This window comes from uncultured Sphingopyxis sp., from assembly GCF_900078365.1.
GTDB lineage: Bacteria > Pseudomonadota > Alphaproteobacteria > Sphingomonadales > Sphingomonadaceae > Sphingopyxis.
The window spans coordinates 617,353-642,819 of the sequence record NZ_LT598653.1; the positions used below are offsets into that span (position 1 = coordinate 617,353).

Consider the following 25,467-nt stretch of genomic DNA (forward strand, 5'->3'; position numbering starts at 1 on the left):
CGTGACGAGGGGGAAGCTGGCGCCGTTACGGAAGGCTCGAATGGTGCCGGCTACAGGATTCGAACCCGTGGCCCCCTGATTACAAATCAGGTGCTCTACCAACTGAGCTAAGCCGGCGCTCGCGTTCCCCTAAGCATTTTTCGGCCCGATGGGAACAGCGGACATGCGGGAAAATGCGGCAGGCCGAAAATGGTCAGACGATGCCGAATGTCCAGCCTTCGGTCCCGGCAAGAACCGGGGTCAGCGGAGGCGGGGACCAGGGGGCGGCCTCGCTCGCGATCGTGCGCAGCCATGCCGCGGTCAGCAGCGCGTCGCTCGCATGGTCGCTGACCGGGCCGGCAAGGCGGGCGGGCGGTGATCCCAGAGCGCCGAGCGCCGCGTCGAGCGCCGCGCCGTCGCGGATCTTGCTGCGCCCCGGCGGCAGGCAGGCCGCGCGCGCCGCAAGGCTCGTATAGATTTCGACGAGCAGCGGCCCCCGGGCGGGAACCGGGCCGAGCGGCCACAGCGGTATCCGGCCCGCCAGCCGGTGCAGCAGGCGCATGCCCGAAAGGCTCGCCTTGCCGACCTGCGCCGCGCCGACGAGGTTGAAATTGCTGACGCTCGCGGCTTGCTTCGTCGCGCGTTGATGCTGCTCGACGACGCGCAGGCGGCCCGCGCCGGGCGCGAAAAGATCGCCGACATCGCCGCGGCCGTGGCGAAAATGGCGCCGCGCGTCGGGATGCGCGAGGAAGGCGCCGGCCTCATAATGCGGATCGCCGCGCGCGAGCCGCTCGACCAGCGACCAAAGCGCCCGGATATCGGCCGGGCTCTCGCTCCATTCGGGAAAATAGGCGCCCGCGTCGGCAAAGGCGAAGGCGGCTGAGAAATCGAAGCCGATCAACATATCCTCGCCCGCGGCCGCGACCTCCTCCAGCCACGCCAGTATTTCGGCGCGCGACCAGATATGGCCGGGCCGCACGAGCGCGGGCGCCGCCGCGCCGCTCGCCACCGCGAGCGCGATCCCGCGCTGGCGCTCGCCGCGGGCGCCCGACCAGTCGATGGCGGCGAAATGGGTGAAGCGGCGCATCGGCGCGTCCTAGCGCATGCGCGTCACCTTGCACAAAGCGTGAATGCGCCCCACATGCACTCCATGCTGATCGAAACCGAATCGACGCCCAACCCCGCGACGCTCAAATTCCTGCCCGGCCGGGCGGTGATGGAGACGGGAACCCGCGACTTCGCCAGCCCCGAAGAGGCCGAAGCCTCGCCGCTCGCGAGCGCGCTTTTCTCGCTCGGCGACGTGACCGGCGTGTTCTTCGGCCGTGATTTCGTGTCGGTGACGATCGCCCCCGGCGCGGAATGGGCCGATGTGAAGCCCGACGTGCTCGGCATCGTGATGGATCATTTTCTCGCCGAGGTTCCGCTGTTCAACGCGGCGAGCGCGGGTTTCTCGGTTCCGGCCGAGGATGAGGGCTTTGCCGACGATCCCGCCGACGCCGACATCATCGACCAGATCAAGGAACTCATTGAAACGCGTGTGCGGCCCGCGGTCGCCAACGACGGCGGCGACATCATCTATCGCGGTTTCGACAAGGGCAATGTGTATCTGAAGATGCAGGGCGCCTGCGCCGGCTGCCCGTCCTCGACCGCGACGCTCAAAAATGGCATCGAGTCCCTCTTGAAACATTATGTTCCCGAGGTAACGGCAGTTCACGCCGTCTGATCATTTTTTCCTCGAGGAGTTAGCCCATGAGCGAGCCGCTTTCCGACAGCGCTCTCGATCAGCTGTTTCGCACCGCGCGCACCTATAATGGCTACCTCGACAAACCCGTCTCCGAAGCGCAGCTGCACGCGATATGGGACCTGATGAAGTTCGGCCCGACCAGCGCGAACAGCCTACCGGCGCGGATCGTCTGGTGCGTCTCGGACGAAGCGAAGGCGAAGCTCGCCGCGCTCGCCATCCCGGGGAATGAGGGCAAGATCCGCGCGGCGCCCGTCACCGCGATCATCGCGATGGACACCGAATTTTACGAGCATCTGCCCGAATTTTTCCCGCACACCGATGCGCGGAGCTGGTTCGCGGGCAACGACGCGCTTGCCGAGACGACGGCATTCCGCAATTCGAGCCTCCAGGGCGCCTATTTCATCCTCGCCGCGCGCGCGCTCGGGCTCGACACCGGGCCGATGTCGGGTTTCGATAATGAAGCGGTCGATCGGGCCTTTTTCGCCGGCGAGCCCAAGGTGAAGAGCAATTTCATCTCGACGCTCGGCTATGGCGATCCCGCGACCATCTTCGAGCGCAGCCCGCGCCCCGATTTCGCGCGCTTCAATCGCATCGCCTGAACGGCGCGCGCTCCGTCCCATGCGCCATCTGGTCATCGATTCGGCGAGCGAGGCCTGCTCGGTGGCGCTGATCGAGGGGGGCGCGGTCGTCGATCATCGCCACGAAGTGATCGGGCGCGGTCACGCCGAGCGTCTCGTTCCGCTGATCGCCGAACTTGCGGGCGGCGGCCGCGCTGACGCCATCGCCGTCGGCTGCGGTCCGGGCAGTTTTGCGGGCGTGCGCATCGGCATCGCGGCGGCGCGCGCGCTCGCGCTCGGCTGGCAAGTGCCGGTCCGCGGCTTTTCGACGCTCGCGCTCGCCGCCGCCGCGGCGGCGGACGAGATCGCGGCGGCGGGCGGCGCGCTTGTCGTGATGGAGGGCGGCCACGGCCAATGGTTCGTCCAGCCTTTCGCGGCCGACCTCGCGCCGCGCGGCGAGCTTCGTTCGCTGCTTCCCGACGAAGCCGTCCGGCTCGGCGACGCGCTGATCGTCGGCAATCGCGCCGAGGCCTTTGTCGCGAAACGCGGTTCGGGGCGCGCGCTCGCGATGCTGCCCGACGCGCGCGCCTTTTTGCGCTTGCCCGCGAGCGCGATCACCGACCGGCCGGGCCCCATCTATGGCCGGGCGCCCGATGCGAAGCCGATGGCGGCCCCGGCATGACCGCCGCTATCCGCCTCGCCACCGCGCGCGTCGGCGATCTCGCCGCGGTGATGCGGGTGATGGATGCGGCGTTCGAGCCCGCCTATGGCGAGGCGTGGACCGGCGCGCAGCTCTTGACCCTGTTCGCGCTGCCCTCGGCGCGCGTGTGCCTGGCGTGGGAGGGCGAAGAGGCGTGCGGCTTTTCCGCCGCGCGGATCGCGGGACCAGAAAGCGAATTATTGTTGCTCGCGGTCGACCCGCAGTTTCGCGGCCGCGGGATCGGGCGATTATTGATCGACGACTGGCGCGCCTGGGCCGCCGGACAGGGCGTGGAAGACTATTTCCTTGAAATGCGAGCCGACAATGACGCGGTTCATCTTTATGAACGCGCGGGCTTTACCGAATGCGGACGGCGGCCCGCCTATTATCGCGGCAACGACGGCAAGCTTCGCGACGCGATTACAATGCGCCGACCGGGCGGGGAGCGTCGAGTCGACTGATCGGTCATTGCGGAATTGCATCCGAAGTGGCACTAATCCGTAGGGCGGAAGAAAAAAGCCAATATTCGCCGCAACGCTTCTGGGTAAAACAAGGAATAGTCTCATGTCCGATTCTGCCGACACCAACGAGATGCTCGTCACGCTGACCGCCGACATTGTCGCGGCGCATGTCAGCAACAACAGCGTCGCGATTTCCGATCTCTCCATTTTGATCAATAATGTTCACGCCGCGCTGTCGGGCCTCGGAAGCGAGCCGGTCGTCGAGGAAAAGCCGGTGCCGGCGGTCTCGATCCGCACTTCGGTCAAGCCCGACTACATCGTCTGCCTCGAGGACGGCAAGAAGCTGAAGATGCTGCGCCGCCACCTGATGACGCATTATGGCATGACCCCTGACGACTATCGCGCCAAATGGGGGCTTCCCGCCGACTATCCGATGGTCGCGCCCAACTATGCCGAAAAGCGCCGCGCGCTGGCGAAGGAAATCGGTCTCGGCACCAAGGGCCGTGGCGGCGGGCGCAAGCGCAAGGCCAAGGCGTAACGCTTTGCAAAAGACGGCCCCGCGGGGCAGGGAAGGGCGGCGCCCGCAGGGGCGCCGCCCTTGTCCTATTCGCGGGGCATCCCTATACAGTTTGTAACAAAGACAGACACGGCTGCATCTGCAGGAAAGGCAAGCATGTCCGGCAATATCGATCTCGAAGCCCTGTGCCACGAAAAGGGTCTCCGCATCACCGAACAGCGCCGCATTATCGCGCGCGTCATCTCGGATTCGGAGGATCATCCCGATGTCGAGACGCTTTATGAGCGCGCCTCGAAGCTCGACAGCGGCATCTCGATCGCGACCGTTTACCGCACCGTGCGCCTGTTCGAAGAAGCGGGCATCCTCGACCGCCACGATTTCGGCGACGGGCGCTCGCGCTACGAAGCCGCGCCCGAGGCGCATCACGACCATCTGATCGACGTCGAAACGGGCAATGTGATCGAATTCGTAGATCCCGAGCTCGAGGCGTTGCAGAAAGTGATCGCCGAACGGCTGGGCTTCCGCCTGGTCGACCACCGCATGGAGCTTTATGGTGTCGCCATCGATCGCAAGCGCGACTGATCGCAGCTCGATCACCTGGCGGACGGTCGCCCGTCTCGCCCTGATGGTGCTGACGCTTCTATTCCTGATCGTCCCGCACCTTCTCTATCGCGCCGCCGGCCGCCCGTCGCCGATGGTCATGGCCTTCATGAACGCCGCCGGCTGGATCGCGGGGCTGCGCATCCGCACGACGGGCACGCGGCTCCGGCGCGACGTGCTGTTCGTGTCCAATCATGTCAGCTGGCTCGACATATTGGCGCTGGGCGGCGCGGCGCGCTCGGCTTTCGTGTCGAAGGCCGAAGTGGGCACGACCCCGCTCGTCGGCTGGCTCGCCGACCAGAACCACACCGTCTATGTCCAGCGCGAGGCGCGGCGCGAGATTCACAATCAGGCGAACGAGCTGCGGGGTGCGCTCGCGCGCGGCCGGCCGGTGACGCTGTTTCCCGAGGGCACGACCGGGCCGGGCGACGGACTGCTGCCCTTCCGCGCCTCGCTGTTCCAGGCGGTGATCCCGACCCCGCCGAAGCTGCGCGTCCAGCCGGTCCTGCTCGACTATGGCGCCGAGGCGACCGACATTGCCTGGCTCGATCCCGAATCCGGGCTCGACAATTTCAAGCGGCTGCTCGCGCGCAAGCGTCCGATCTATCTGACGATCCATTATCTCGATCCGCTCCCCGACATCGTCGAGGGCGATCGCAAGCTGCTCGCCGAGGCGGCGCGTGCGACGATCGCGGCCGAAATCGCGCGGTCTTCCGCCGGCGCGCCGCATCGCCTATAGCGCGCCGATGAAATCCGACTCTCTCCCAAATCCTCAGAAGACCTTCCACGTCAAATCCTTCGGCTGCCAGATGAACGTCTATGACGGCGAGCGCATGGCCGAGATGCTAGGCGCCGAGGGCTATGTCGCGGCGGCCGATGGCGCCGACGCCGATTTGGTCGTGCTCAACACCTGCCACATCCGCGAAAAGGCGGCCGAGAAAGTCTATTCGGACATCGGCCGGCTGAAGCGCGCCGACGGCAGCACGCCGACCATCGCCGTCGCTGGCTGCGTCGCGCAGGCCGAAGGCGCCGAGATCGCGCGCCGCGCGCCCAGCGTCGACGTCGTCGTCGGCCCGCAGGCCTATCACCGCCTGCCCGGCCTCATCGCGCGCGCCGAGCGGGGAGAGAAGGCGGTCGACCTCGACATGCCGCTCGAAAGCAAGTTCGGCGCGCTGCCGAAGCGCAGCGGCAACCAGCGCCCGACCGCCTTCCTGACCGTGCAGGAAGGCTGCGACAAATTCTGCACCTATTGCGTCGTTCCCTATACGCGCGGCGCCGAGATCAGCCGGCCCTTCGCCGACCTGATCGCCGAAGCGCGCGCGCTCGTTGCGGGCGGCGTCCGCGAGATCACCTTGCTCGGGCAGAACGTCAATGCGTGGGACGGCGAGGACGAGCAGGGCAGGGCGATCGGCCTCGACGGGTTGATCCGCGAACTCGCGAAAGAGGACGGGCTCGAGCGCATCCGCTACACGACGAGCCATCCCAACGACATGACCGACGGGCTGATCGCGGCGCATGGCGAGATCGAGAAGCTGATGCCTTTTCTCCACCTGCCGGTGCAGGCGGGCAGCGACCGCATCCTCGCCGCGATGAACCGCAGCCATAGCGTCGACAGCTATCTGCGCGTCATCGAACGCGTCCGCGAAGCGCGCCCCGACATCGCGATCTCGGGCGACTTCATCGTTGGCTTCCCCGGTGAAACCGAAGAAGATTTCGACAAGACCATGAAGCTGATCGAAGACGTGGGTTTCGATACCTCGTTCTCGTTCATCTATTCGCGCCGCCCCGGCACGCCCGCGGCGAGCATGGAGGATCAGGTCGAGGAGGCGGTGATGAACGATCGCCTCCAGCGGCTTCAGGCGCTGCTCAACGAGCAGCAGCAGGGGTTCAACGAAGCGACCGTCGGCCGCGCGACGCGCCTGCTTCTCGAACGCAAGGGCAAGCATGACGGCCAGTTGATCGGCAAATCGCCCTGGCTGCAGTCGGTCCACGTCACCGCGCCGGGCCTCGCGATCGGCGACATGGTCGACGTGCGCGTCACCTCGGCCGGGCCGAACAGCCTCGGCGCCGAACTTCTGATGGAAGCAGTCGCCTAGTGGCTCGGGCTTCCTGTGTCCCCGCGAAGGCGGGGACCCATCACCCACTGCTTAAATTTGAGACGACCGGAGATGGACTCCCGCCTTCGCGGGAGTACACAGTCCTTTATCGAAGCTAGGAGCCCTGCCCACGTGTCCAAACGCCCGCTGACCGCCTCCACCCCCGCCGAACCCGGCGACCGCGTCCGACTGACGGCGGAGTTCGAGCGAACGCAGCTTCTGGGCATTCTTTTCGGCGAGTTCGACCGCAATCTCGTCGCGATCGAGAACCGCCTCGGCGTCTATATCTCGGCGCGCGGCAACCGTGTGCAGATCGAGGGCGAGGCCGAAGCCGCGGCGCGCGCGCGCGACGTGCTCACCGAACTCTACAATCGCATCGAACAGGGGCAGGAGGTCGACGCGGGGCTCGTCGATGGGGTGATCGCGATGTCGGCGCAGCCGACGCTCGACGGCATCATCCGCCACGACACGAGCGAAGCGCCGCCGGTGATGATCCGCACGCGCAAGAAGACGATCGTCCCGCGCGCGCCGTCGCAGGTCCCCTATATGCAGGCGCTCGCGCGCGACGAGGTGATCTTCGCGCTCGGCCCCGCGGGCACCGGCAAGACCTATCTCGCGGTCGCGCAGGCGGTCGCGCAGCTCATCACCGGCAGCGTCCAGCGCCTGATCCTCTCGCGCCCCGCGGTCGAGGCGGGCGAAAAGCTCGGCTTCCTCCCCGGCGACATGAAGGAAAAGGTCGATCCCTATCTGCGCCCGCTCTACGACGCGCTCCACGACTGCCTGCCCGCCGAGCAGGTCGAGCGCCGCATCGCGAGCGGCGAGATCGAGATCGCGCCGCTGGCCTTCATGCGCGGCCGCACCCTCGCCGACGCCTTCATCATCCTCGACGAGGCGCAGAACACGACGATCCCGCAGATGAAGATGTTCCTGACCCGCTTCGGCATGAACAGCCGGATGGTGATCTGCGGCGACCCGAAGCAGGTCGACCTGCCGATGCCCGCGACCTCGGGCCTCGCCGACGCGGTCGCGCGGCTCGAGGGGCTCGAAGGCATCAACGTCAGCCGCTTCACCGCCGCCGACGTCGTCCGCCACCCGATCGTCGGCCGGATCGTCGAGGCCTATGAGGGGCCGGGGGCTTAACGCAAGCGATGACGGCTATGGGGTGGTGAACTGCCATTGCGATCCATCAAGCCCCTCCCCTTCAGGGGAGGGGCAACGAAGACTTGGCAGCTTGCTGCCTAGTCGTAGTGGGGTGGGGTTTATCGGTGTTGCGCAAGGCCGATAGACCCCACCCCAACCCCTCCCCTGAAGGGGAGGGGCTTTCTTCTCTCCATGTCCGCAATCGGTCGGTCTCAGACATTCGTCATCCCGGACTTGATCCGGGATCCATTCTCTCCACGCCGCGTGAATGGACCCCGGATCAAGTCCGGGGTGACGATGAAAGATAGATCCGCTTCCGGCCGCCAGCGGCCTCGAACCCCTTAATCCGATGACCCCTGACATTGTCCCGGACGACGCCTCCCACAACGTCGCACCGTTCGCGCTATTTTTCGAGAGTGATTCGCATTAGCATATTGACCCTCTGATTTTGCGCGCCTAGGGCGCTGCTATTGCGAGTCAATCGCATAACAATCAGGGGAAGAAAATTGACCAGCCAGAGTTTGCCGTCCGTCAGCCGCCTCGCCGCCGGCAGCGCGCTGGGCCTTGCGCTCGCCGCGACCGCTGCGCCGGCCTTTGCGCAGGACAATGACGGCGAATATTGGCTGGCACGCAAGAACCAGATCGTCGTGACCGCGACGCGCACCGCGGTGCGGGCCGAGGACCTGCCCGTCACCGTCAGCGTCAAGAGCGACGAGCAGATCGCCGACGAGCTCGTCACCGACATCCGCGACCTCGTGCGCTTCGAACCGGGCGTCAGCGTCCAGCGCCAGCCCGCGCGCTTCGGCGCCGCGCTGGGCGCGACCGGGCGCGCGGGTAACGACAGCTTCAACATTCGCGGCATCGGCGGCAACCGCGTGCTGATCCAGGTCGACGGGGTGCGCGTTCCCGACGGTTTCAGCTTCGGCGCGCAGGCGGCGGGCCGCGGCGACTATGTCGACCTCGGCCTCATCAAGTCGGTCGAAATCCTGCGCGGCCCTTCGTCGGCGCTCTATGGCAGCGACGGGCTCGCGGGCGCGGTCAGTTTCATCACCGCCGACCCCGCCGATTTCATCCAGCCGGGCAAGACTGTCGGCGGCCTCCTCCGCGCCGGCTACAGCAGCGCCGACGAGGAGTATAGCGAGACCGCGATCCTCGCTGGGCGCAGCGGCGACTGGTCGCTGATGGCCGCCTATACGCGCCGCGACTGGCAGGAACTCGACAACAAGGGCGACGTCGGCGGCACCGGCACGCTGCGCACCGAACCCAATCCGCAGGACGGCCGTTCGAACGCCGCGCTCGCCCGCATCGTCTATGATCCGGCGAACGGTCACAAGCTGCGCCTGACCGGCGAATATCTCGACACGCATCTTTACACGAACGGGCTCACCGGCCTCAGCGCGTCGGTCGAACGGCTCGAAGGCTGGGACAGCGGCGAACGCAAGCGCGTCTCGCTCGACTGGAGCTGGGAGGGCGAGGGCGCGATCGATTTCGCGCGCGTCGCGCTTTACTGGCAGGACGGCGAGGACAATCAATATACCGAAGAGGATCGCACCCCCGCGGTCGACCGCACGCGCCTCAACACCTTCGAGAACCGCGTCATCGGCGCCGCCGCCGACGCGCGCGCCGACTTTGCGACCGGGGCGGTCGCCCACCGCCTCGTCTTCGGCGGCGACATCAGCAAGACGCGCCAGCGGGGCCTGCGCGACGGCACCGTCCCGCCCTTCGGCGAAGTCTTTCCGACGCGCGCCTTCCCGAGCACCGACTTCACCCGCGCGGGCCTGTTCGCGGGCGACGAGATCAGCATCGCCGACGGCCGGCTGATCCTTTATCCGGCGCTGCGCTTCGACTGGTACGACCTGTCGCCCGACGACGACCCGCTGCTCCCCGCCTTCAGCGGCGCCGGGCAGGGCGGTTCGCGTCTGTCGCCCAAGTTCGGCGCGCTGTGGAAGATCACCGACACGGTGCGGCTGTTCGCCAATTATGCGACGGGTTTCAAGGCGCCCGAGCCGGGGCAGGTCAACCAGTTCTTCGAAAATCTCGCCTTCGGCTACACCTCGGCGCCGAACCCCGACCTCGGCCCCGAACGCAGCGAAAGCTTCGAGGGCGGCATCCGCTTTTCCAGCGATCATGTCAGCCTCGACGTCACCGCCTTTTCGGCGCGCTACAAGGATTTCATCAGTCAGGAAGTGGTGAGCGGCAGCTTCACGCCCGCCGATCCCGCCGTCTATCAATTCGTGAATCTCGACCGCGCCCGGGTCAAAGGCGCCGAAGCGCGGTTCGAGGGGCGAGCGTCGTCCGGCCTGTATACGACGCTCGCCCTATCCTATGCGAAGGGCAGTGAGATATTGCCCGACGGCACGCGCGTGCCGCTGTCGACGATCGACCCGCTCAAGCTCGTCGCGGGCGTCGGCTACCGCGAGCCCGCGGGGCGGTTCGGCGGCCAGCTGATCATGACGCACAGCGCGCGCAAGGAGGCATCGCGGACCGAAGGGCTTTGCACGCCCGAATGCTACCGCCCCGACGGCTTCACCATCCTCGACGCGACCGCCTTCGTGCGGATCGTGGAGGGGCTGACGCTCCGCGCCGGGGTCTTCAACATCCTCGACGAAAAATATGCGTGGTGGAGCGATGTGCGCGGGCTCGCGTCCACCTCGACCGTCACTGACGCCTATACCCAGCCCGGCCGCAACGTGAGCGCCTCGCTGAGCTTCCGCTTCTAGTCGAACAGAAGGACTGCACCGATGAAACATTATCGCAAGTTCGCCGCCGGTCTGTTGCTGCTCACCGCCGCGCTGCCCGTCACCGCATCGGCGCACCCGCCGATCGCCGCCGAGGAGGCCGCCGCCCATTTCGAGCAGGACCGCGCCGACATCCTCGCGATGGCGGGCAATTACCGCGTCAGCTTCAACATGCAGGAATCGACGCGCTGGGATCCCGATTACGAGGTGCTCGAACCCAAAAGGTCGGGCGGCAACGAGGTCGTGCGCGTGATCGAGGACACGGGGCGCAAGATCGTATTGCAGCACATGCTCGTCATCACCGGCGACGACGACAAGAGCTTCGTCATCAAGCATTGGCGGCAGGATTGGGAATATGAGCCCGCGAAGATTCTCGCCTATTCGGATCGCAACATCTGGGCGTGGGAAGACGTCCCCGAACGGATGCGCACCGGCCGCTGGTCGCAGACCGTCTATCAGGTCGACGACAGCCCGCGCTACGCCGGCTGGGGTCAGTTCGAAACGCAGGGCGGCATCCGCCGCTGGCGCTCGAGCTGGACCTGGCGCCCCCTCGCGCGCCGCGACGCGGTGCGGAATCCGGTCTATGACCGCTATCTCTCGATCAACCGCCACCAACCCTCGCCTGACGGCTGGATCCACTGGCAGGACAATACCAAGATGGGGACGAAGGACGGCAAGCTGGTGCCGATCGTCCAGGAATATGTCCTCAACACCTATATCAAATACGACCAGTATGACGTGAAAGCGGCCGACGATTATTGGGCCGCGACCAAGGAATATTGGGCCGCGGTGCGCGCCGAATGGGACCGGGTGGCGGCGGCCAAGGGCGGCATCGCGATCGAGGAAAAGGCCGAGACCGGCACCGTGATCAGCGGCCGCCTGCTCGAAATGGCCGACGAGGTTCAGGAAAAGAAGCTGACCACCGCCAAGGCGATCGCCGAGGCGAAGAAGCTGATCGAAGCGAACACGCGCAAGCTGTGAAGACCTTCACCATGTGAAGCCCGCACCTGGGGGCGGTCCGCAAGGGCCGTCCCCTGTTTTTGGGTGCTACTGTCGGCTTTGGGGTGGGAAGTGGACATTCCCTATCTTCGTCATTCCCGCGAAAGCGGGAACCCAGTGTGGGATCAGCCTACGCGCGCTCTGGGTCCCCGCTTTCGCGGGGATGACGATGAAAGATAGGTCCGCTACCGGCTGGTTCCAGCCATTTCCGCAGAGGTCCCCCTATTTCTTTGCGCCGTCAACACTCCATATCCCCGCGCCGCGCGTCGCGATGAACAGGAAGATGAAGCAATAGAGCGCGATCGTTTCGCCGCCATTGACGATCGGGTACAGCCCCTTGCTTCCGTGCATCATCCAATAACCGACAGCCGCCATGCCGCTCGCGACAAAGGCCGCGGGGCGCGTGAACAGGCCGATGACGATCAGGCCGCCCGCGACGAGTTCTATGATCCCGGCGGCATGGAGCATCGGGTTCAATGGCATCGGGAAGGCGACCGGGAAATTGAAGAATTTCTGCACGCCATGCGCGAGGAACAGCAGTCCCGCGACGATGCGCAGCAGCGCATAGGCCTGTTCGCTGAAACCACCCAGAAACTTCATCGCCATTCCCCTCCACTGCCGAAAGACGGCGCGATGCTACGCCTAGTCCGCCGATTATCAAGCCGTCATTGCTTCGCTTCGCTCGCAATGACGAGCTGAGAAAATTTTCTCGCTTCGTGTCACATTCGGCATTCCTGTCTCGTCATATCTGCACACCCCCTGAAGGAGACACGATATGTCCAAGGTTACCGACCCCTATGCCGCCGCCCCGCAGGTGATGAAGCAGTGGATGGCGGCTTCGATCGCCGCGCAAAACAGCCTCGATCCGAGCCTGGCCGAACTGGTGAAAATCCGCTCGTCGATCCTCAACGGCTGCGCCAACTGCATCAACATGCACACGGTCGAGGCCCGCGCGAAGGGCGAGAGCGAACAACGCATCTATCTGCTCGCGGCGTGGCACGAAGCCCCGGTCTTCACGCCCCGCGAACGCGCCGCGCTGGCGTGGACCGACGCCTTGACCCGCCTTTCGGAAGAGCACACACGCAAAGCGGCCAAGGAAGAGCTCGAAGCGCATTTCACGCCGGAGGAACAGGTGAACCTGACCGTGATGATCAATGTGATCAATGGCTGGAACCGCATCGCGGTCGGCTTCGGCCTCTGGTACGAAAACGGCGTGCCGAAGGCGGCCTGATGACGCCGGGCGGCATCCGGAGCGCGGTCGATGCGGCGGAGGCGGCGGCGAGTTTCGACCCGCTGCGTCCGCTGCTCACCCGCGTCGCCTATCGCATGCTCGGCTCGGTCGCCGATGCCGAGGATGTGGTGCAGGACGCCTATATCCGCTGGCTCGGCACCGACCGCGGCGCGGTGCGCGAGCCCGCGGCCTTTCTCCGCCGCACCGTGACGCGGCTCTGCCTCGACCAGATCAAGTCGGCGCGGAGCACCCGCGAGACCTATATCGGCCCCTGGCTGCCCGATCCGCTGGTCGAGGAAGAGGAAGCGGACGATGTCACCCTGCCGCTGATGCTCGCGCTCGAACGGCTCTCCCCGCTCGAACGCGCCGCCTTCCTGCTCCACGACGTCTTCGGCGTCGGGTTCGATGAGGTCGCGAAGACGATCGACCGCGATCCCGCCGCGGCGCGCCAGCTCGCGGCGCGCGCCCGCACCCACGTCCGCGACGCGCGCCCGCGCTACAAGCTCGAGAAGGAAAAGGGGCTGGAGATCGCCAACGCCTTTTTCGCCGCGTCGCGCAGCGGTGACATGGGCGCGCTCGGCGCGCTGCTCGCGGCCGACGTCGGCATGTGGACCGATGGCGGCGGCAAGCGCCCGGCGGCGATGGAGCCGGTGCTCGGTTACGATATTGTGCTCAAGCTGCACCGCAGCCTCGCGGTCCTGTTCGGCAAATATGGATCGAGCCTCGTCCACACCGGCATGATCAACGGCCTGCCGGGCTTCGTCACGCGCGAAGCCGACGGTGAGTTGCAGACCACCGCGCTCGAGATCGAGGACGGCAAGGTCACCGGCATCTATGTGATGCGCAATCCCGACAAGCTGCGGCACGTGCATTGAGGGGCGGCGGCTGACGGCCGGTAGCTGCCTATAAATCATCGTCACCCCGGACCTGATCCGGGGTCCCGCTTGCTGTCGAAATCAGGGGGGGGGGCATCACAAAGCGGGATCCCGGATCAAGTCCGGGATGACGAAGGAAATTTGGGGAACGTCCGCTCCCCATCCCCAAGCCGAGGGACACGCCCAGCAATTTTTCGCTGTCCTACAGTGCGCCGCCATTATAGCGTCGCTCGCATGATCCGCATCGTTGTTCCTTCCGCCTCGAAACCGCGATTCCAGAGTGAAGTTACGCAGTTTTCGGCCATTTTTCCGGCGCGCCATTTTCCATGCTGAGCGTCGAAACGCACGCCGCGACCCCGTGGCCCGACGCCGTCGACTGGGACGCCCGCGCCGCGGAGGCGGCCGCGGCGGCGCTGGCGCTGACGCCCTTCGCCGCGCTTGCCGACGCCGCGCCGCTGGTCGAAATCGCGATCCGTCTGACCGACGATGCCGAGGTGCAGACGCTCAACCGCGACTTTCGCGGCAAGGACAAGCCGACCAACGTCCTGTCCTTCCCGCAGGTTCAGGACGATCTGCTCGAAGGGCTCGCGAACAGCGACGACGGAGAAATCCTGCTCGGCGACATCGTGCTCGCACGCGAAACCTGCGCGCGCGAGGCGGAGGAGAAGGGGGTTTCCCTCGCCGATCATGCGACGCACCTGATCGTCCACGGCATGCTTCACCTCGTCGGATACGACCATATGGACGACCCCTCGGCGGCGGCGATGGAGGCGCTCGAAGTGAAAGCCCTTGCATCGCTGGGCATCGCCAATCCATATGCGGATCGGGACTAACTTAGGATAAGCCGGAAAAATGCCCGACGACCAGGGATCTTCGAACCGATCGGAAGAGGACAGTAGCAGGTCCGGGCTGCTGTCCGGACTGAAAAACCTGTTGTTCGGCGGCGACAAGGAACCGTCGCTGCGCGAACAGATCGAAGAGGTCATCGACGAGGCCGAGGAAGAGGGCGAGGACCGGCGCGGCAGCAACATCGTCGGCGACCTGTCGCCGATCGAGCGCAAGATGCTGCGCAACCTCCTCCACTTCGGTGAACAGACCGTCGATGATGTCGCGGTGCCGCGCGCCGACATCATCGCCATTCCCGAAAGCGCGCCCTTTGCGGAGGTCGTCGCGCTTTTTGTCGAAGCGGGGCACAGCCGCCTGCCGGTCTATCGCGAAAATCTCGACGAGGTCGTCGGCATGATTCACGTCAAGGACGTGTTCGCCGTGCTTGCCGAGGGGCGCCCGCCGCCGCCGCTGCTCGACCTGATCCGCCAGCCGCTCTATGTCCCGCAGTCGATGGGCGTGCTCGACCTGCTCGCCGAAATGCGCGCCAAGCGTACCCACCTCGCCATCGTCATCGACGAATATTCGGGCACCGAAGGCCTGCTGACGATCGAGGATCTGGTCGAGGAGATCGTCGGCGAGATCGAGGACGAGCATGACGACGAGCCCGAACCGCTGATCGTCGCGGGCGAGCATGGCTGCTGGGACGCCGATGCGCGCGCCGAGCTCGACGACGTCGGCGAGGCGATCGACCCCCGCCTCGCCGAAGTCGACGAGGATGTCGATACATTGGGCGGGCTTGCCGCGGTGCTCGCGGGGCATGTTCCCGAGGTCGGCGAGATCCTCCTCCACCCGAGCGGCTGGCGGATCGAGGTGACCGAGGCCGACGAGCGCCGCGTCCACCGCCTGCGCCTCCACCCGCCGGTCGAAGTCGATCTGGAGGCGCCGTCGGAACGGACCGAGGAGTTCTGACGCAATTGCCAAGGCACGGCTAAAGGATTAGGCGCGACCGGATGGAAGTTTCCGACCTTCGCATCGCCCTGTTCAGCGGCAATTACAACATGACCACCGATGGTGCGAACAAGGCGCTGAATCGCCTCGTCGGCTTTCTGCTGGCGCATGGCGCGGCGGTCCGCGTCTATTCGCCGACCGTCGCCGACCCCGATTTCGCGCCGACCGGCGATCTTGTCAGCGTGCCGTCGATGGCGATCCCGGGACGCAGCGAATATCGCATTCCCTTGAGCTTCTCGTCGCGCGTCCGCGAGGACATCACCGCCTTCGCGCCCAACATCGTCCATATCTCCAGCCCCGACCGCGTGTCGCGGCAGGCGGCGGCGTGGGCGCGGCGGCGGCGGTTGCCGGTCGCCTGCTCGGTCCACACGCGCTTCGAAACCTATTTCCGCTATTATAATCTCTCCTTCCTCGAACCCGTCGTCGTCGCCTGGCTGCGCAAGCTTTACCGCAAGTGCGACGCGCTGATCGCGCCGTCCGAAAGCTTCGCGCAGGTGCTGCGCGACCAGCGGATGAACTACGACATCGGCATCTGGACGCGCGGGGTCGAGCAAGGAGTGTTCAACCCCGGCCGGCGCGACATGACGTGGCGCCGCGCGCTGGGCATCGGCGATGACGGGCCCGCGATCGCCTTTCTCGGCCGGCTGGTGATGGAAAAGGGGCTCGACGTCTTCGCCGACGCGATCGACCTGCTCCAGCGGCGCGGCGTGCCGCACAAGGTCGTCGTGATCGGCGAGGGGCCGGCGCGCGACTGGTTCGAATCGCGGCTCCCCGACGCTAGTTTCGTCGGCTTCCAGGGTGGCGAGGACCTCGCCCGCGCGCTTGCTTCGTGCGACATCTTCTTCAACCCTTCGGTCACCGAAACCTTCGGCAATGTGACGTTGGAAGCCATGGCGTGCGGGCTGCCCGTCGTCGCCGCGCGCGCCACCGGCAGCGCGAGCATCGTCAAGCACGGCCAGACGGGCTATCTCGTCGCACCCGGATCGATCACCGGCTTTGCCGACCATCTCCAGCAATATTGCCGCGACCCCGCGCTGCGCGCCGAACATGGCGCGGCGGCGGTGCTCGAAAGCGGCGCCTATCAATGGGATGCGATCAACCAGGCGGTCGCCGACACCTATATCCGCCTGATCCGCCAGAAACAGCGGCGATCCTGACGATGGCCGGAGATCTGTTCGGCGAGGAAATACCCGCGGCGCAGCGGGGCGGCGCGACCGGCCCGGTGCCGCTCGCCGAGCGGCTGCGCCCGCGCACGCTCGCCGACGTCGTCGGGCAGGAGCATTTGACCGGCCCCGAGGGCGCGATCGGCCGCATGGTCGCCGCCGGGCAATTGTCGTCGATCATCCTCTGGGGACCGCCGGGCACCGGCAAGACGACGATCGCGCGGCTGCTCGCGGAGGCGGTCTCCATGCGCTTCGCGCCGCTGTCGGCGGTCTTCTCGGGCGTCGCCGACCTCAGGCAAGCCTTCGCCGATGCCGAAAAGATGGCGGCGGCGGGCAAGCGCACCCTGCTCTTCGTCGACGAGATTCACCGCTTCAACCGCGCGCAGCAGGACGGCTTCCTGCCCTATGTCGAGCGCGGCACCGTCGTCCTCGTCGGCGCGACGACCGAGAATCCCAGCTTCGCGCTGAATGCCGCGCTTTTGAGCCGCGCGCAGGTGCTCGTTCTCAACCGGCTCGGCGAGGAGGCGCTCGGCACGCTGATCGAGCGCGCCGAGGCCGAGCTGGGCCAGCGCCTGCCGGTGACCGGCGCGGCGCGCGCGGCGCTGATCGCCAGCGCCGACGGCGACGGACGCTTCCTGCTCAACCAGGTCGAGACGCTGTTTTCGGTGACGATCGAGGAGCCGCTGGGCCCGGACGAACTCGCGCAGTTTCTCCACCGCCGGATGCCGGTCTACGACAAGGATCGCGACGGCCATTACAATCTGATCTCGGCGCTCCACAAGGCGCTGCGCGGCTCGGACCCGCAGGCGGCGCTCTACTGGCTCGCGCGGATGCTCGTCGCGGGCGAGGAGCCGCTCTACGTCCTGCGGCGACTCACCCGCTTCGCGAGCGAGGACATCGGCCTCGCCGACCCGCAGGCGCTGGTGCAATGCCTCGCGGCGAAGGACGCCTATCAGTTCCTCGGTTCGCCCGAGGGCGAGCTCGCGATCGTGCAGGCCTGCCTCTATCTCGCCACCGCGCCCAAATCGAACGCCGCCTATGCCGCGCAGAAGGCGGCGTGGGCCGCGGCGCGCGAGACCGGTAGCCTCGCGCCGCCCGCGAACATCCTCAACGCCCCGACCAAGCTGATGAAAGATCTGGGTTATGGCGCGGGCTACAGCTACGACCATGACGCGCCCGACGGCTTTTCGGGCGACAATTACTGGCCCGACGGCATGGCCCCCGCCGCCTTCTACCGCCCCGTCGATCGCGGCTTCGAAAAGCGCATCGCCGAACGCCTCGCCTGGTGGGATGAAAGGCGCCGCGCCAAGAGCTGACGCTGGGGGCTTTCCGAGCCTTGTTCGGTGCGCCGCGAGGGTATAATTTCGCCCCGTCGGGTCGCGCCGGAACTGGGGTAGTCATCATGGCATTGGCGCTTGTCCTTGCCGCCGCAGCGACACCGATCCTGTCCTGTCCGGGCGGCACCGTCGAAACCACCTGCACCGCGGCCGACGTCGCGGCGAAGATCGCGCTGACGCGTGCCCGCATCACCCATATCGCGCAGCGATGCCTCTATGATTTCGGCGGGACATGCAGCGTCGAAGCGAGCGGGCGGATCAACAGCGCGGACCGCGGGGCGACCCTGCTCTGGCAAAAGATGCTGCTCGCCCCGCGCGACGGCGCCCGGACGCGGATGCTGGTTCTGGTGTCGCAAAACAAGGCGGGCAAGGCGTCGCTTGCGGGTTTCGCCGAAAGCTCGGGATCGCTCGGCGCGCCCGACCTGGTCGTCGACGGCGACGCGCGCCAGCTGGTCCATGTCGGCGGCCGGCTTGCCGGCAGCGGCGGCGGCAATGCCGATGCGCTGTTCATGAACGATGTCGCAAAGCCCGGGTGGCGCCGTATCGACCTGTCCGGCTGGGCCGAGCAGGGCGGCAAGTTGCTGCCCGCCGGCTATTGGCTGCGCGGCCCGGCGGAGTTCGCCTTCGACGCGATGTCCGCATCGGCCCCCGTCGCGCGTGACGACGACAGCCAATGCTGCCCGCGCGGCGGCCATGCCATGTTCGACCTCGACATTCAGGACGACCGCCTGGTGTTGACGCGCCTGCGCTTCCAGCCCATGCAGCCCTTGGGGCGCGACATAGAGGTCATCGCCGGGACTTTGGAAGACTGAGCTAAACCGGCGATATGGCGCTGACATTCGACAATTGGGACGATGTGGTGGCCTTCGCCTGCGCGCTTCCCGACGTCGAGATGCTTTCCTTTTATGGCACCCCCTGTCCGAAGCTCAATGGCAAGGCGCTCGCTTCGCCCGGCCGCGAGCCCGGCAGCTTCGCCGCGATGTGCCAGCCCGACGAAAAGGAAATGCTGCTTGAAACCGATCCCGACACCTTCTGGCAGACCCCGCATTACGAAGGCTGGCACGCGCTCCTCGTCCGCTACGGATCGGACGACCCCGAACGGGTCGCCGACGTCCTGCGCCGTGCCTGGTGGGATCGCGCAAAAAAGGCGCAGCGGCAGGCCTTCGGCGATCGGCCCTGACTTGCTGCGCCTGTTCGCCGCCGCGCTCCTCGCGGGCGCGGCGCCCGCGGCGGCGCAGGCGCCGCAGCCCGATGCCGAACTCGCCCGCGCCTGGGCGGCGGGCTATCGCGCCGCCTTTACCTGCTCGTCGCTGTGGAACGGCGCGGGCAAGCCGGTCGAGGCGATCGAGCGCGACGAGCTCACCAACATCTATCCCGAGATCGAGGCCGACGTCCGCGCGCTCAGGGCCGACGTCGACGAGGAGGCGAAGCGCGTCAGCGTGCGCTATCGCGACGGCATGCCGCCGCGCATCGCCGTATGGACCGGGCGCGAAGGCTGCGTCACGCTGCCGATCGGCGCGCGACCTGCGGAGACCGCCGGCGCCGTCGAACGCCGCCCCGACCTCGATGCCCAACCCTGGCCGATGGGCGACAAGGGGGCGCGCTGGCCGGTCAAGGGGCAGACGAAGTTCGAGCAAGCGACGGCGGACATGGCCCGCTTCGGCGGCCGCACCAGTTCGCTGCTGATCGTCAAGAACGGCCGCATCGCGCTCGAACGCTATTGGGGCGGCCACGACATGCACACCGCGCAACGCACCTTTTCGGTCGCCAAGTCGATAGCGGTGACGCTGATCGGGAATGCGGTGCTCAAGGGGCAGATAGACGTCACCAAGCCCGCCATGATCGCCGAATGGCGGACGCCGGGCGACCCGCGCGCCGCGATCACCACCGAGCAACTGATGCGCATGGCGAGCGGCCTCACCAGCGACACCGCCGGAAACCGCACCGACGCCATCTATATGGGCGGCGCATCGGTGCGCCAGTGGACGACGCAATGGCCGCTGCTCAATCCGCCGAACACGCGCTATCGCTACGCCAACAACGACACGTTGCTCGCGACGCTGTCGCTGCGGGCGGCGCTCGAAAAGGCGGGAACGCCGCTCGATCCCGCCGCTTTCTTCGACCGGCTCGGCATGACGCGGACCTTCGCCGAGCATGACAAGGACGGCGACTATATATTGTCGAGCCAGGTGTGGACCAGCGCGCGCGACCTCGCGCGGCTCGGGCTCCTCTACCAGAATGACGGCATGTGGCGGGGCGAGCGCCTGCTTCCCGCCGGCTGGCGCCGTTTCGTCACCACGCCGAGCGGACCGCAGCCCGATGGGCCGTTCGGTTATGGCGCCGGTTTCTGGCTGCTCGCCAAGTCGGAGGGCGTGCCCGCCGACGCCTTCGGCGGTTTCGGCAACCGCGGCCAATATGTCGTCGTCATCCCGTCGCGCGCGCTCGTGATCGTCCGCCAGGGTTATGACGACGCCAAGACCCTGCTCGACATCGCGAAGCTCGTCGCGGCGGTGGTCGCCGCCGACGACGATGACCCGCGTTATTCGAAGGGCGGGTAACGCTCGAAGGCGGGCAGGTCGTTCAGTTTCTCCATCCAGCCGATGCGCTCGGCGGTCTGGATCTGCGCCTGCGCCGGGATCAGGTCTGGGTCGTCGAGCGTCGCGCTCTGCACGTCGATCTGCCCAGGAAACATCGCCTCGTTCGTGTAGAAAAGCCCGGTGCCGCAATTGCCGCAGAAATGGCGGCGGCCATGTTCGGACGAGGCATAGATTTTCGCGGTGCCGCTAATCTCGATCTCGTCGTTGCCGACGAGCGCCCAGCCGACGAGCGGCGCGCCCGAATGACGGCGGCAATCGCCGCAATGGCACAGCGCATGATGCTGCACCGCGGTGCTCATCGAATAGCGGATTTCGCCGCAATGGCATTGGCCGCTGGCGCGGGGGGCTTCGTCGGTCATGGCTCTCTCCTCGGGGAATCGGATGGAGAACATAACATAAACATGACCGCGGGAGCAATGGCCCCGAATGCGTGCGTTAGTGCGATATTAACCACAAGCCCCTAGGCCGCGAGGACACGGAATGTTGGGGATTTCCATGGATCAGAGCGGAATGAGCGAGTGGGCGGTGAGCCGGAGGGCGGCGCGATGAAGCTGGTCATCCAGATTCCCTGCCTGAACGAGGCCGAAGATCTCCCCGCGACGCTCGCGGCCTTGCCCCGCAAGATCGACGGCATCGACACGATCGAAATCCTCGTCATCGACGACGGCAGCACCGACAATACGGCGCAGGTCGCGCGGATGTGGGGCGTGCATCATGTCGTGCGCCACCGCACCAACCGCGGTCTCGCCGCCGCGTTCCGTTCGGGCGTCGATGCCGCGCTCGCGGCGGGGGCCGACATCATCGTCAACACCGACGCCGACGGCCAATATGTCGGCGAGGACATCGCCCGGATCGTCGCGCCGATCCTCGACGGCCGCGCCGACATCGTCGTCGGCGACCGCGGCGTCTCCGACAATGCGCATTTCGGTCCGGTCAAGCGCCGCCTGCAGGAATTGGGCAGCAGGGTGGTCCAGCGCCTCGCCAATGTGCAGATTTCGGACGCGGTCAGCGGCTTTCGCGCGATCAGCCGCGAGGCGGCGCAGCGCATCAACATCACCACCGAATTCAGCTATACCACCGACATGCTGATCCAGGCGGGCCGCAAGCGGCTGTCGATCCTGAGCGTGCCGATCCGTACCAATGCCACGCTTCGCCCGTCGCGCCTGTTCAAATCGATTCCGCGTTTCATCGTCAACACGGGCATTACGATGGCGCGTGCCTATACGACGTATAATCCGCTGCGCGTCTTCGTCGGGCTTGGGCTGGCGATGACGTTCGCCGGTCTGTTGCCGATGCTGCGCTTCCTGTGGTTCTGGGCGAGCGGCGACGGCGACGGCCATGTCCAGTCGCTGGTCATCGGCGGCGCGCTGCTGGTGCTGGGCGCGCTCACCGCCACCTTCGGCATTCTCGCCGATTTGATCGCGACGAACCGCAAACTGATAGAAGAGAGCCTGACACGGCTGCGCGAGATCGAGGGGCGGATCGACGCCGCGGCAATGCCCGCGCCGTCCGAGCGCGCTCCGCGCAAGGGTGCGGCGTGACAGGCGCGCTCGTTGGTCGCCCGTTCGTCGCGGGGCGCGGCGAAGGGCAGGTCGGTTCCGGGCCTTTTGCGTGGGCGTGTTTCGCGATCGGGGCCGCGCTTTTGCTGCACCTCCACATCGCCTTGACGCGCGCCGTCAACTGGGACGAATTCTATCACTACAGCCAGATTCACGCGCTGGCGCGGGGCACGCTGTCGCAGCCGTTGCAGACGCTCTATACGCGGGCATTCCTCTGGGTCGTCGACCTGCCGGGCACGGGGGTCGACCATATCATCCTGATCCGGCTGTTCATGCTTTTTTGCGTCCTGCTGGCCGCGGCGGCGATCGCCGGGTCGGCCGCGCGCTTTGTCGACCGGACCGCCGCCGCCTGCTGCGCGCTCGCCTATCTGACAGCCATCTATGTGTTGCAGCACGGAACATCGTTCCGCTTCGACGCTCCGGCCGCCGCGCTGCTGATGACCTCGGCGTGGATCATGCTGCGGTCGCGGCTCGACGCCTGGGCGATCCTGGGCGCGGCGGCTCTCGCGGGCACCGCGGCCGTGCTGACGATCAAGACGGCGCTCTATGCGCCGCTCTTCATGGGTATCGCGTGGTTGCGCTGGTCGGAAGCGACCGGCAAGAGGCAAATCACGGTCCGACTTGCGCTCACCGCCATCGTCACGGTTGCGATTTTCGCGGCGATCTTTCTGTTGCATGCCGCATCGCTGGCGGCGGGAAGCGGCGGCGAGGCCATCTCGGTCGTGTCGCGCGCGGGCGACAAGATGTTCAATCTGGGTTCGATCTCCTACGGGCGGTATTTGCTCGGCGGTGCCCTGTTCTCCTTGCCGCTGACGCTGCTGATCCTGTCGGCGCCGTTCGCGATCTGGCGCGCCGCGAGCTTGTCGAAAGCGGAGAAAATCTGCCTCGCGGGCTATCTCGCGCCGCTTTCCAGTTTCCTCTTCTACCACAATACGGCGCCTTATTTTTACGTCTATATACTGGCGCCCGCCGCCGTTGCCTGCGGCCTGTCGATGTCGTGGACGATCCGGCGCTATGGCGGGCGGCTGGCTGCGCTGGTCTTTTTGCTCGGCGCCGGATTTGTGTTGCTCGTCGAGCCATATAATCCGATCGACCGCCAACGCGACATTTTGCGCGCGGCCGACCGGATGTTCGCGCGCCCCATAGCCTATTTCGACAGTTGCGCGCTGCTCGGCCGCTTTCCGAAAGCCAATGTGTTCATGACCCCGTGGGGCACCGAACAATATCTGGCCGGCGCCTTTCCCAGTATGGAGGCAACCATGGCGGCGACACCGGTGCCGCTCGTGGTCAACGACGATTATATGTTCGAGGCGGCGCTGAACGGCACCCGTCCGGTGCCCCAGTTTCTGCCCGGCGACCTCGCCGCGATCCGCGACACCTATATCCCTCTGTGGGGTCCCTTCTGGGTGGCGGGAGAGGCGATTCCCGCCGGCGCCAGCGAGCATCGGTTCCGCGTCAGGGTGCCCGGCGACTATACCGTGCGCGACGCGGGGGTGGTCCTGAACGGCCGTGCGGTCTCCCCGGGCCAGGTCGTTCATCTCGACCGCGGGTTTCATATCGCGTCGGTGCCGGGCGCCCGCGCGGCCCGCCTCATCTGGGGCAACGGCATCCGTCCGCCGGCCCGACCCGATGAGGACGGCCCGTTGTTCATGCCTTTTTGATCGGACTCGCCGATGGTCGCCGGCCGCATACTCCCATATATCAGCCGACTTTCATCCGCGGTCCGGATGAAATCCTCGACGTTCGAGCTTCGATTGACCAGATGGCGCGGTCCTGCGCTGATCGGATCGTTGATATTGTTTTGCGGCGGGGCCTATTGGTCGTTCGGCGCGGTCGATCTTCCTCCCTCCGGTTTGCGAAGCCTGCCATTGTTCCTCTTGGCCTTGTCGGTCCTCCCGTCGCTATTATACGGGGGCGTGGCGATGTGGCTTCTGGCGCGCAGCGCCGGGCAGTCGATGCCCGTTGCCAAGGGAACAGTCGTTTCGGCGTACGCTTATCTCGCCGAACTGCTGCCATTGCCCGGCGGCGCCTTGGTTCGTGCCGGCTCGTTGGTTCGCGCTGGCGCTTCTTTGGGGCGAAGCTCGGCGCTCGTTGTGCTGACCGCGATATTATGGCTGGCGCTCGCGATGGTCATGGCCGCGCTGACCTTGCTGCCGTTATCGTTCACACTGGCGTTGCCGCTCCTCGTCATCGGTTCGCTCGCAAGCGTCGCGATCGTCGCATGGCTTTGGTCAACTGCGGGACCGGCTATCGCCCTGCAAACACTGGTACACCGCATGTTCGGCATATTGCTGACCGCGCTGCGTCTCAACTTCGCCTTCGCGGCCTTGCATATATCAACAGGTTTCGCGGGGACCTTTCCCTTCGTGCTCGCGATCCTGCTCGGTTCCGCCTCGTCGATCGCCCCGGCGGGCCTTGGTATCAGCGAAGCACTGGCTGCGCTCGCCGCAACGGTCACCGCGATTCCGCCGGCAATTGCGTTTCTTGCCGTCGGCATCGACCGGATATTCTGCCTTGCGGGGTGCGGCATAGTCGTGTTGATCAGCCAGATTGGCGCGCGTCGTCGGCCGGCCGAGACCGCGCCCGCCCGCCGGGACGAATTGGGGAGCAACGGATAATGGACGCAGACCGTGCCGCGCATGACCGCAGCCTCGCTCTGCACAGCGGCGATTATGTCGAGCGGTACAATGCCAAACCCATCGACCGGGTTCGCAATCTGGTCCCCCGGATGCAACCGATCGACAATATGCGGGTCGCGGACTTCGCTTGCGGGAACGGGATGCTGCTCCATGTAATCGGGGATGATTTCGCTTCGTATGACGGGGTCGATTTCTCGCCGGATTTCGTTGCCGCGGCCAATGCCTGGGCCGAACGCGCCGGCCGCCGCCGCTATCGTTTCCACTGCGCCGACATCCGCGACTTTTGCGCGCGTCACCCGGAATATTTCGATGTCGCGGCGACGCTGGATTTTTCCGAACATATCGACGACGATTCCGCGATCGCCATCTACCGGTCGATCCGCGGATCGTTACGCCCGGGCGGACGGCTCTATCTGCATACCCCCAACCTCGACTTCTTCATGGAGCGTGCAAAGCAATTGGGCATCGTTCCGCAATTTCCCGAACATATCGCCGTGCGCGATGGCAGGTCCACTGCCGACCTGCTTGTGGCGGCGGGTTTTGATCCCGCCGGGATTGTTGTGGAAACCATCCCCCATTACAATATATTGAAGCTTCTCCATCCCCTGTCCAAACTGCCCGGCATCGGTAAATATTTCGCCGCCCGGCTCTGGGTGGTGTCGACAGCTTGACCAGCAATGCCTGCGTCCTGCATCCGGC

General features: G+C 66.3%; 27 protein-coding genes and 1 tRNA gene. 24 read left to right on the forward strand and 4 right to left on the reverse strand.

Annotated features, from left to right (window positions below; all coding sequences use genetic code 11):
• Nucleotides 1-41: 41 nt before the first annotated feature.
• A tRNA-Thr gene (locus tag QZL87_RS02750) sits at nucleotides 42-117 on the reverse strand.
• 76 nt (nucleotides 118-193) lie between these two features.
• Nucleotides 194-1,066: a hypothetical protein gene (locus tag QZL87_RS02755; RefSeq protein ID WP_295323470.1), complete on the reverse strand. Its 873-nt coding sequence runs from the start codon at nucleotides 1,064-1,066 to the stop codon at nucleotides 194-196.
• A 63-nt stretch (nucleotides 1,067-1,129) separates the two neighbouring features.
• On the opposite strand from QZL87_RS02755, the gene QZL87_RS02760 reads away from it, so the two are divergent.
• The 11 genes from QZL87_RS02760 (at nucleotide 1,130) to QZL87_RS02810 (ending at nucleotide 11,513) form a co-directional block, all read left to right on the forward strand.
• The gene (locus tag QZL87_RS02760; RefSeq protein WP_295323472.1) at nucleotides 1,130-1,702 is read left to right on the forward strand and encodes a NifU family protein; all 573 of its coding nucleotides are present in this window, start codon (nucleotides 1,130-1,132) and stop codon (nucleotides 1,700-1,702) included.
• A 26-nt stretch (nucleotides 1,703-1,728) separates the two neighbouring features.
• Complete coding sequence (locus QZL87_RS02765) at nucleotides 1,729-2,322, forward strand: malonic semialdehyde reductase (protein ID WP_295323474.1); 594 nt, start codon at nucleotides 1,729-1,731, stop codon at nucleotides 2,320-2,322.
• Nucleotides 2,323-2,341: 19 nt separating this feature from the next.
• Complete coding sequence (gene tsaB, locus QZL87_RS02770) at nucleotides 2,342-2,962, forward strand: tRNA (adenosine(37)-N6)-threonylcarbamoyltransferase complex dimerization subunit type 1 TsaB (RefSeq protein ID WP_295323476.1); 621 nt, start codon at nucleotides 2,342-2,344, stop codon at nucleotides 2,960-2,962.
• Complete coding sequence (locus tag QZL87_RS02775; protein WP_295323479.1) at nucleotides 2,959-3,441, forward strand: GNAT family N-acetyltransferase; 483 nt, start codon at nucleotides 2,959-2,961, stop codon at nucleotides 3,439-3,441. Before tsaB ends, QZL87_RS02775 begins: the two co-directional genes overlap by 4 nt.
• A 103-nt stretch (nucleotides 3,442-3,544) precedes the next feature.
• A complete protein-coding gene (locus tag QZL87_RS02780; protein WP_295323481.1) occupies nucleotides 3,545-3,979 on the forward strand; it encodes a MucR family transcriptional regulator in 435 nt (144 codons plus the stop codon).
• A 135-nt stretch (nucleotides 3,980-4,114) separates the two neighbouring features.
• Nucleotides 4,115-4,540, forward strand: a complete 426-nt coding sequence (locus tag QZL87_RS02785; RefSeq protein WP_295323483.1) for a Fur family transcriptional regulator — start codon at nucleotides 4,115-4,117, stop codon at nucleotides 4,538-4,540.
• On the forward strand, nucleotides 4,509-5,297 hold the full coding sequence (locus QZL87_RS02790; RefSeq protein WP_295323486.1) for a lysophospholipid acyltransferase family protein: 789 nt from the start codon (nucleotides 4,509-4,511) through the stop codon (nucleotides 5,295-5,297). Before QZL87_RS02785 ends, QZL87_RS02790 begins: the two co-directional genes overlap by 32 nt.
• Nucleotides 5,298-5,304: 7 nt before the next feature.
• Nucleotides 5,305-6,654, forward strand: a complete 1,350-nt coding sequence (miaB, locus tag QZL87_RS02795) for a tRNA (N6-isopentenyl adenosine(37)-C2)-methylthiotransferase MiaB (protein ID WP_295323488.1) — start codon at nucleotides 5,305-5,307, stop codon at nucleotides 6,652-6,654.
• 132 nt (nucleotides 6,655-6,786) lie between these two features.
• Nucleotides 6,787-7,794, forward strand: a complete 1,008-nt coding sequence (locus tag QZL87_RS02800) for a PhoH family protein (RefSeq protein ID WP_295323490.1) — start codon at nucleotides 6,787-6,789, stop codon at nucleotides 7,792-7,794.
• A gap of 506 nt (nucleotides 7,795-8,300) precedes the next feature.
• A complete protein-coding gene (locus tag QZL87_RS02805; RefSeq protein ID WP_295323492.1) occupies nucleotides 8,301-10,514 on the forward strand; it encodes a TonB-dependent hemoglobin/transferrin/lactoferrin family receptor in 2,214 nt (737 codons plus the stop codon).
• Between the two features lie 21 nt (nucleotides 10,515-10,535).
• Nucleotides 10,536-11,513 carry a DUF6607 family protein gene (locus QZL87_RS02810; RefSeq protein ID WP_295323495.1) on the forward strand — a complete coding sequence of 326 codons (978 nt, stop codon included), beginning with the start codon at nucleotides 10,536-10,538 and terminating at the stop codon, nucleotides 11,511-11,513.
• Between the two features lie 240 nt (nucleotides 11,514-11,753).
• Here the strand turns inward: QZL87_RS02810 and QZL87_RS02815 are convergent, their stop codons facing one another.
• Nucleotides 11,754-12,131 (reverse strand): DoxX family protein, encoded by a 378-nt coding sequence (locus QZL87_RS02815; protein WP_295323498.1) that lies wholly within the window; start codon nucleotides 12,129-12,131, stop codon nucleotides 11,754-11,756.
• Between the two features lie 175 nt (nucleotides 12,132-12,306).
• Between QZL87_RS02815 and QZL87_RS02820 the strand changes: the two genes are divergently transcribed.
• From QZL87_RS02820 to QZL87_RS02860, 9 genes are all read left to right on the forward strand, one after another.
• Nucleotides 12,307-12,762, forward strand: coding sequence for a carboxymuconolactone decarboxylase family protein (locus QZL87_RS02820; RefSeq protein WP_295323500.1), 456 nt, complete (start codon nucleotides 12,307-12,309; stop codon nucleotides 12,760-12,762).
• The gene (locus tag QZL87_RS02825; protein WP_295323503.1) at nucleotides 12,762-13,637 is read left to right on the forward strand and encodes a sigma-70 family RNA polymerase sigma factor; all 876 of its coding nucleotides are present in this window, start codon (nucleotides 12,762-12,764) and stop codon (nucleotides 13,635-13,637) included. The genes QZL87_RS02820 and QZL87_RS02825 overlap by 1 nt, the downstream gene beginning before the upstream one ends.
• Before the next feature lie 326 nt (nucleotides 13,638-13,963).
• On the forward strand, nucleotides 13,964-14,470 hold the full coding sequence (gene ybeY / locus QZL87_RS02830; protein WP_295323505.1) for an rRNA maturation RNase YbeY: 507 nt from the start codon (nucleotides 13,964-13,966) through the stop codon (nucleotides 14,468-14,470).
• Nucleotides 14,471-14,489: 19 nt separating this feature from the next.
• Nucleotides 14,490-15,434, forward strand: a complete 945-nt coding sequence (locus QZL87_RS02835) for a hemolysin family protein (RefSeq protein ID WP_295323508.1) — start codon at nucleotides 14,490-14,492, stop codon at nucleotides 15,432-15,434.
• Between the two features lie 41 nt (nucleotides 15,435-15,475).
• Nucleotides 15,476-16,630, forward strand: coding sequence for a glycosyltransferase family 1 protein (locus QZL87_RS02840; protein ID WP_295323510.1), 1,155 nt, complete (start codon nucleotides 15,476-15,478; stop codon nucleotides 16,628-16,630).
• A gap of 2 nt (nucleotides 16,631-16,632) precedes the next feature.
• On the forward strand, nucleotides 16,633-17,952 hold the full coding sequence (locus QZL87_RS02845; RefSeq protein ID WP_295323513.1) for a replication-associated recombination protein A: 1,320 nt from the start codon (nucleotides 16,633-16,635) through the stop codon (nucleotides 17,950-17,952).
• A gap of 86 nt (nucleotides 17,953-18,038) precedes the next feature.
• Entirely contained in the window at nucleotides 18,039-18,785 is a 747-nt protein-coding gene (locus QZL87_RS02850) for a hypothetical protein (protein WP_295323515.1), read from the forward strand.
• A 14-nt stretch (nucleotides 18,786-18,799) separates the two neighbouring features.
• The gene (locus tag QZL87_RS02855; protein WP_295323518.1) at nucleotides 18,800-19,153 is read left to right on the forward strand and encodes a hypothetical protein; all 354 of its coding nucleotides are present in this window, start codon (nucleotides 18,800-18,802) and stop codon (nucleotides 19,151-19,153) included.
• Nucleotide 19,154: 1 nt separating this feature from the next.
• A complete protein-coding gene (locus QZL87_RS02860; RefSeq protein WP_295323520.1) occupies nucleotides 19,155-20,531 on the forward strand; it encodes a serine hydrolase in 1,377 nt (458 codons plus the stop codon).
• Here QZL87_RS02860 and QZL87_RS02865 read toward each other — a convergent pair.
• A complete protein-coding gene (locus QZL87_RS02865) occupies nucleotides 20,513-20,929 on the reverse strand; it encodes a GFA family protein (RefSeq protein ID WP_295323522.1) in 417 nt (138 codons plus the stop codon). The two genes, QZL87_RS02860 and QZL87_RS02865, sit on opposite strands and share 19 nt — an antisense overlap.
• Nucleotides 20,930-21,115: 186 nt before the next feature.
• Here QZL87_RS02865 and QZL87_RS02870 point away from each other — a divergent pair, with 186 nt between their 5' ends.
• From QZL87_RS02870 to QZL87_RS02885, 4 genes are read left to right on the forward strand one after another with little or no spacing between them, the layout of a single operon-like run.
• Nucleotides 21,116-22,111 carry a glycosyltransferase family 2 protein gene (locus tag QZL87_RS02870; protein WP_295323524.1) on the forward strand — a complete coding sequence of 332 codons (996 nt, stop codon included), beginning with the start codon at nucleotides 21,116-21,118 and terminating at the stop codon, nucleotides 22,109-22,111.
• Complete coding sequence (locus tag QZL87_RS02875) at nucleotides 22,108-23,790, forward strand: hypothetical protein (RefSeq protein WP_295323526.1); 1,683 nt, start codon at nucleotides 22,108-22,110, stop codon at nucleotides 23,788-23,790. Before QZL87_RS02870 ends, QZL87_RS02875 begins: the two co-directional genes overlap by 4 nt.
• Nucleotides 23,791-23,802: 12 nt before the next feature.
• A complete protein-coding gene (locus tag QZL87_RS02880; protein ID WP_295323527.1) occupies nucleotides 23,803-24,747 on the forward strand; it encodes a hypothetical protein in 945 nt (314 codons plus the stop codon).
• A complete protein-coding gene (locus tag QZL87_RS02885) occupies nucleotides 24,747-25,439 on the forward strand; it encodes a class I SAM-dependent methyltransferase (protein WP_295323528.1) in 693 nt (230 codons plus the stop codon). The genes QZL87_RS02880 and QZL87_RS02885 overlap by 1 nt, the downstream gene beginning before the upstream one ends.
• The last annotated feature ends 28 nt before the right edge of the window (nucleotides 25,440-25,467 follow it).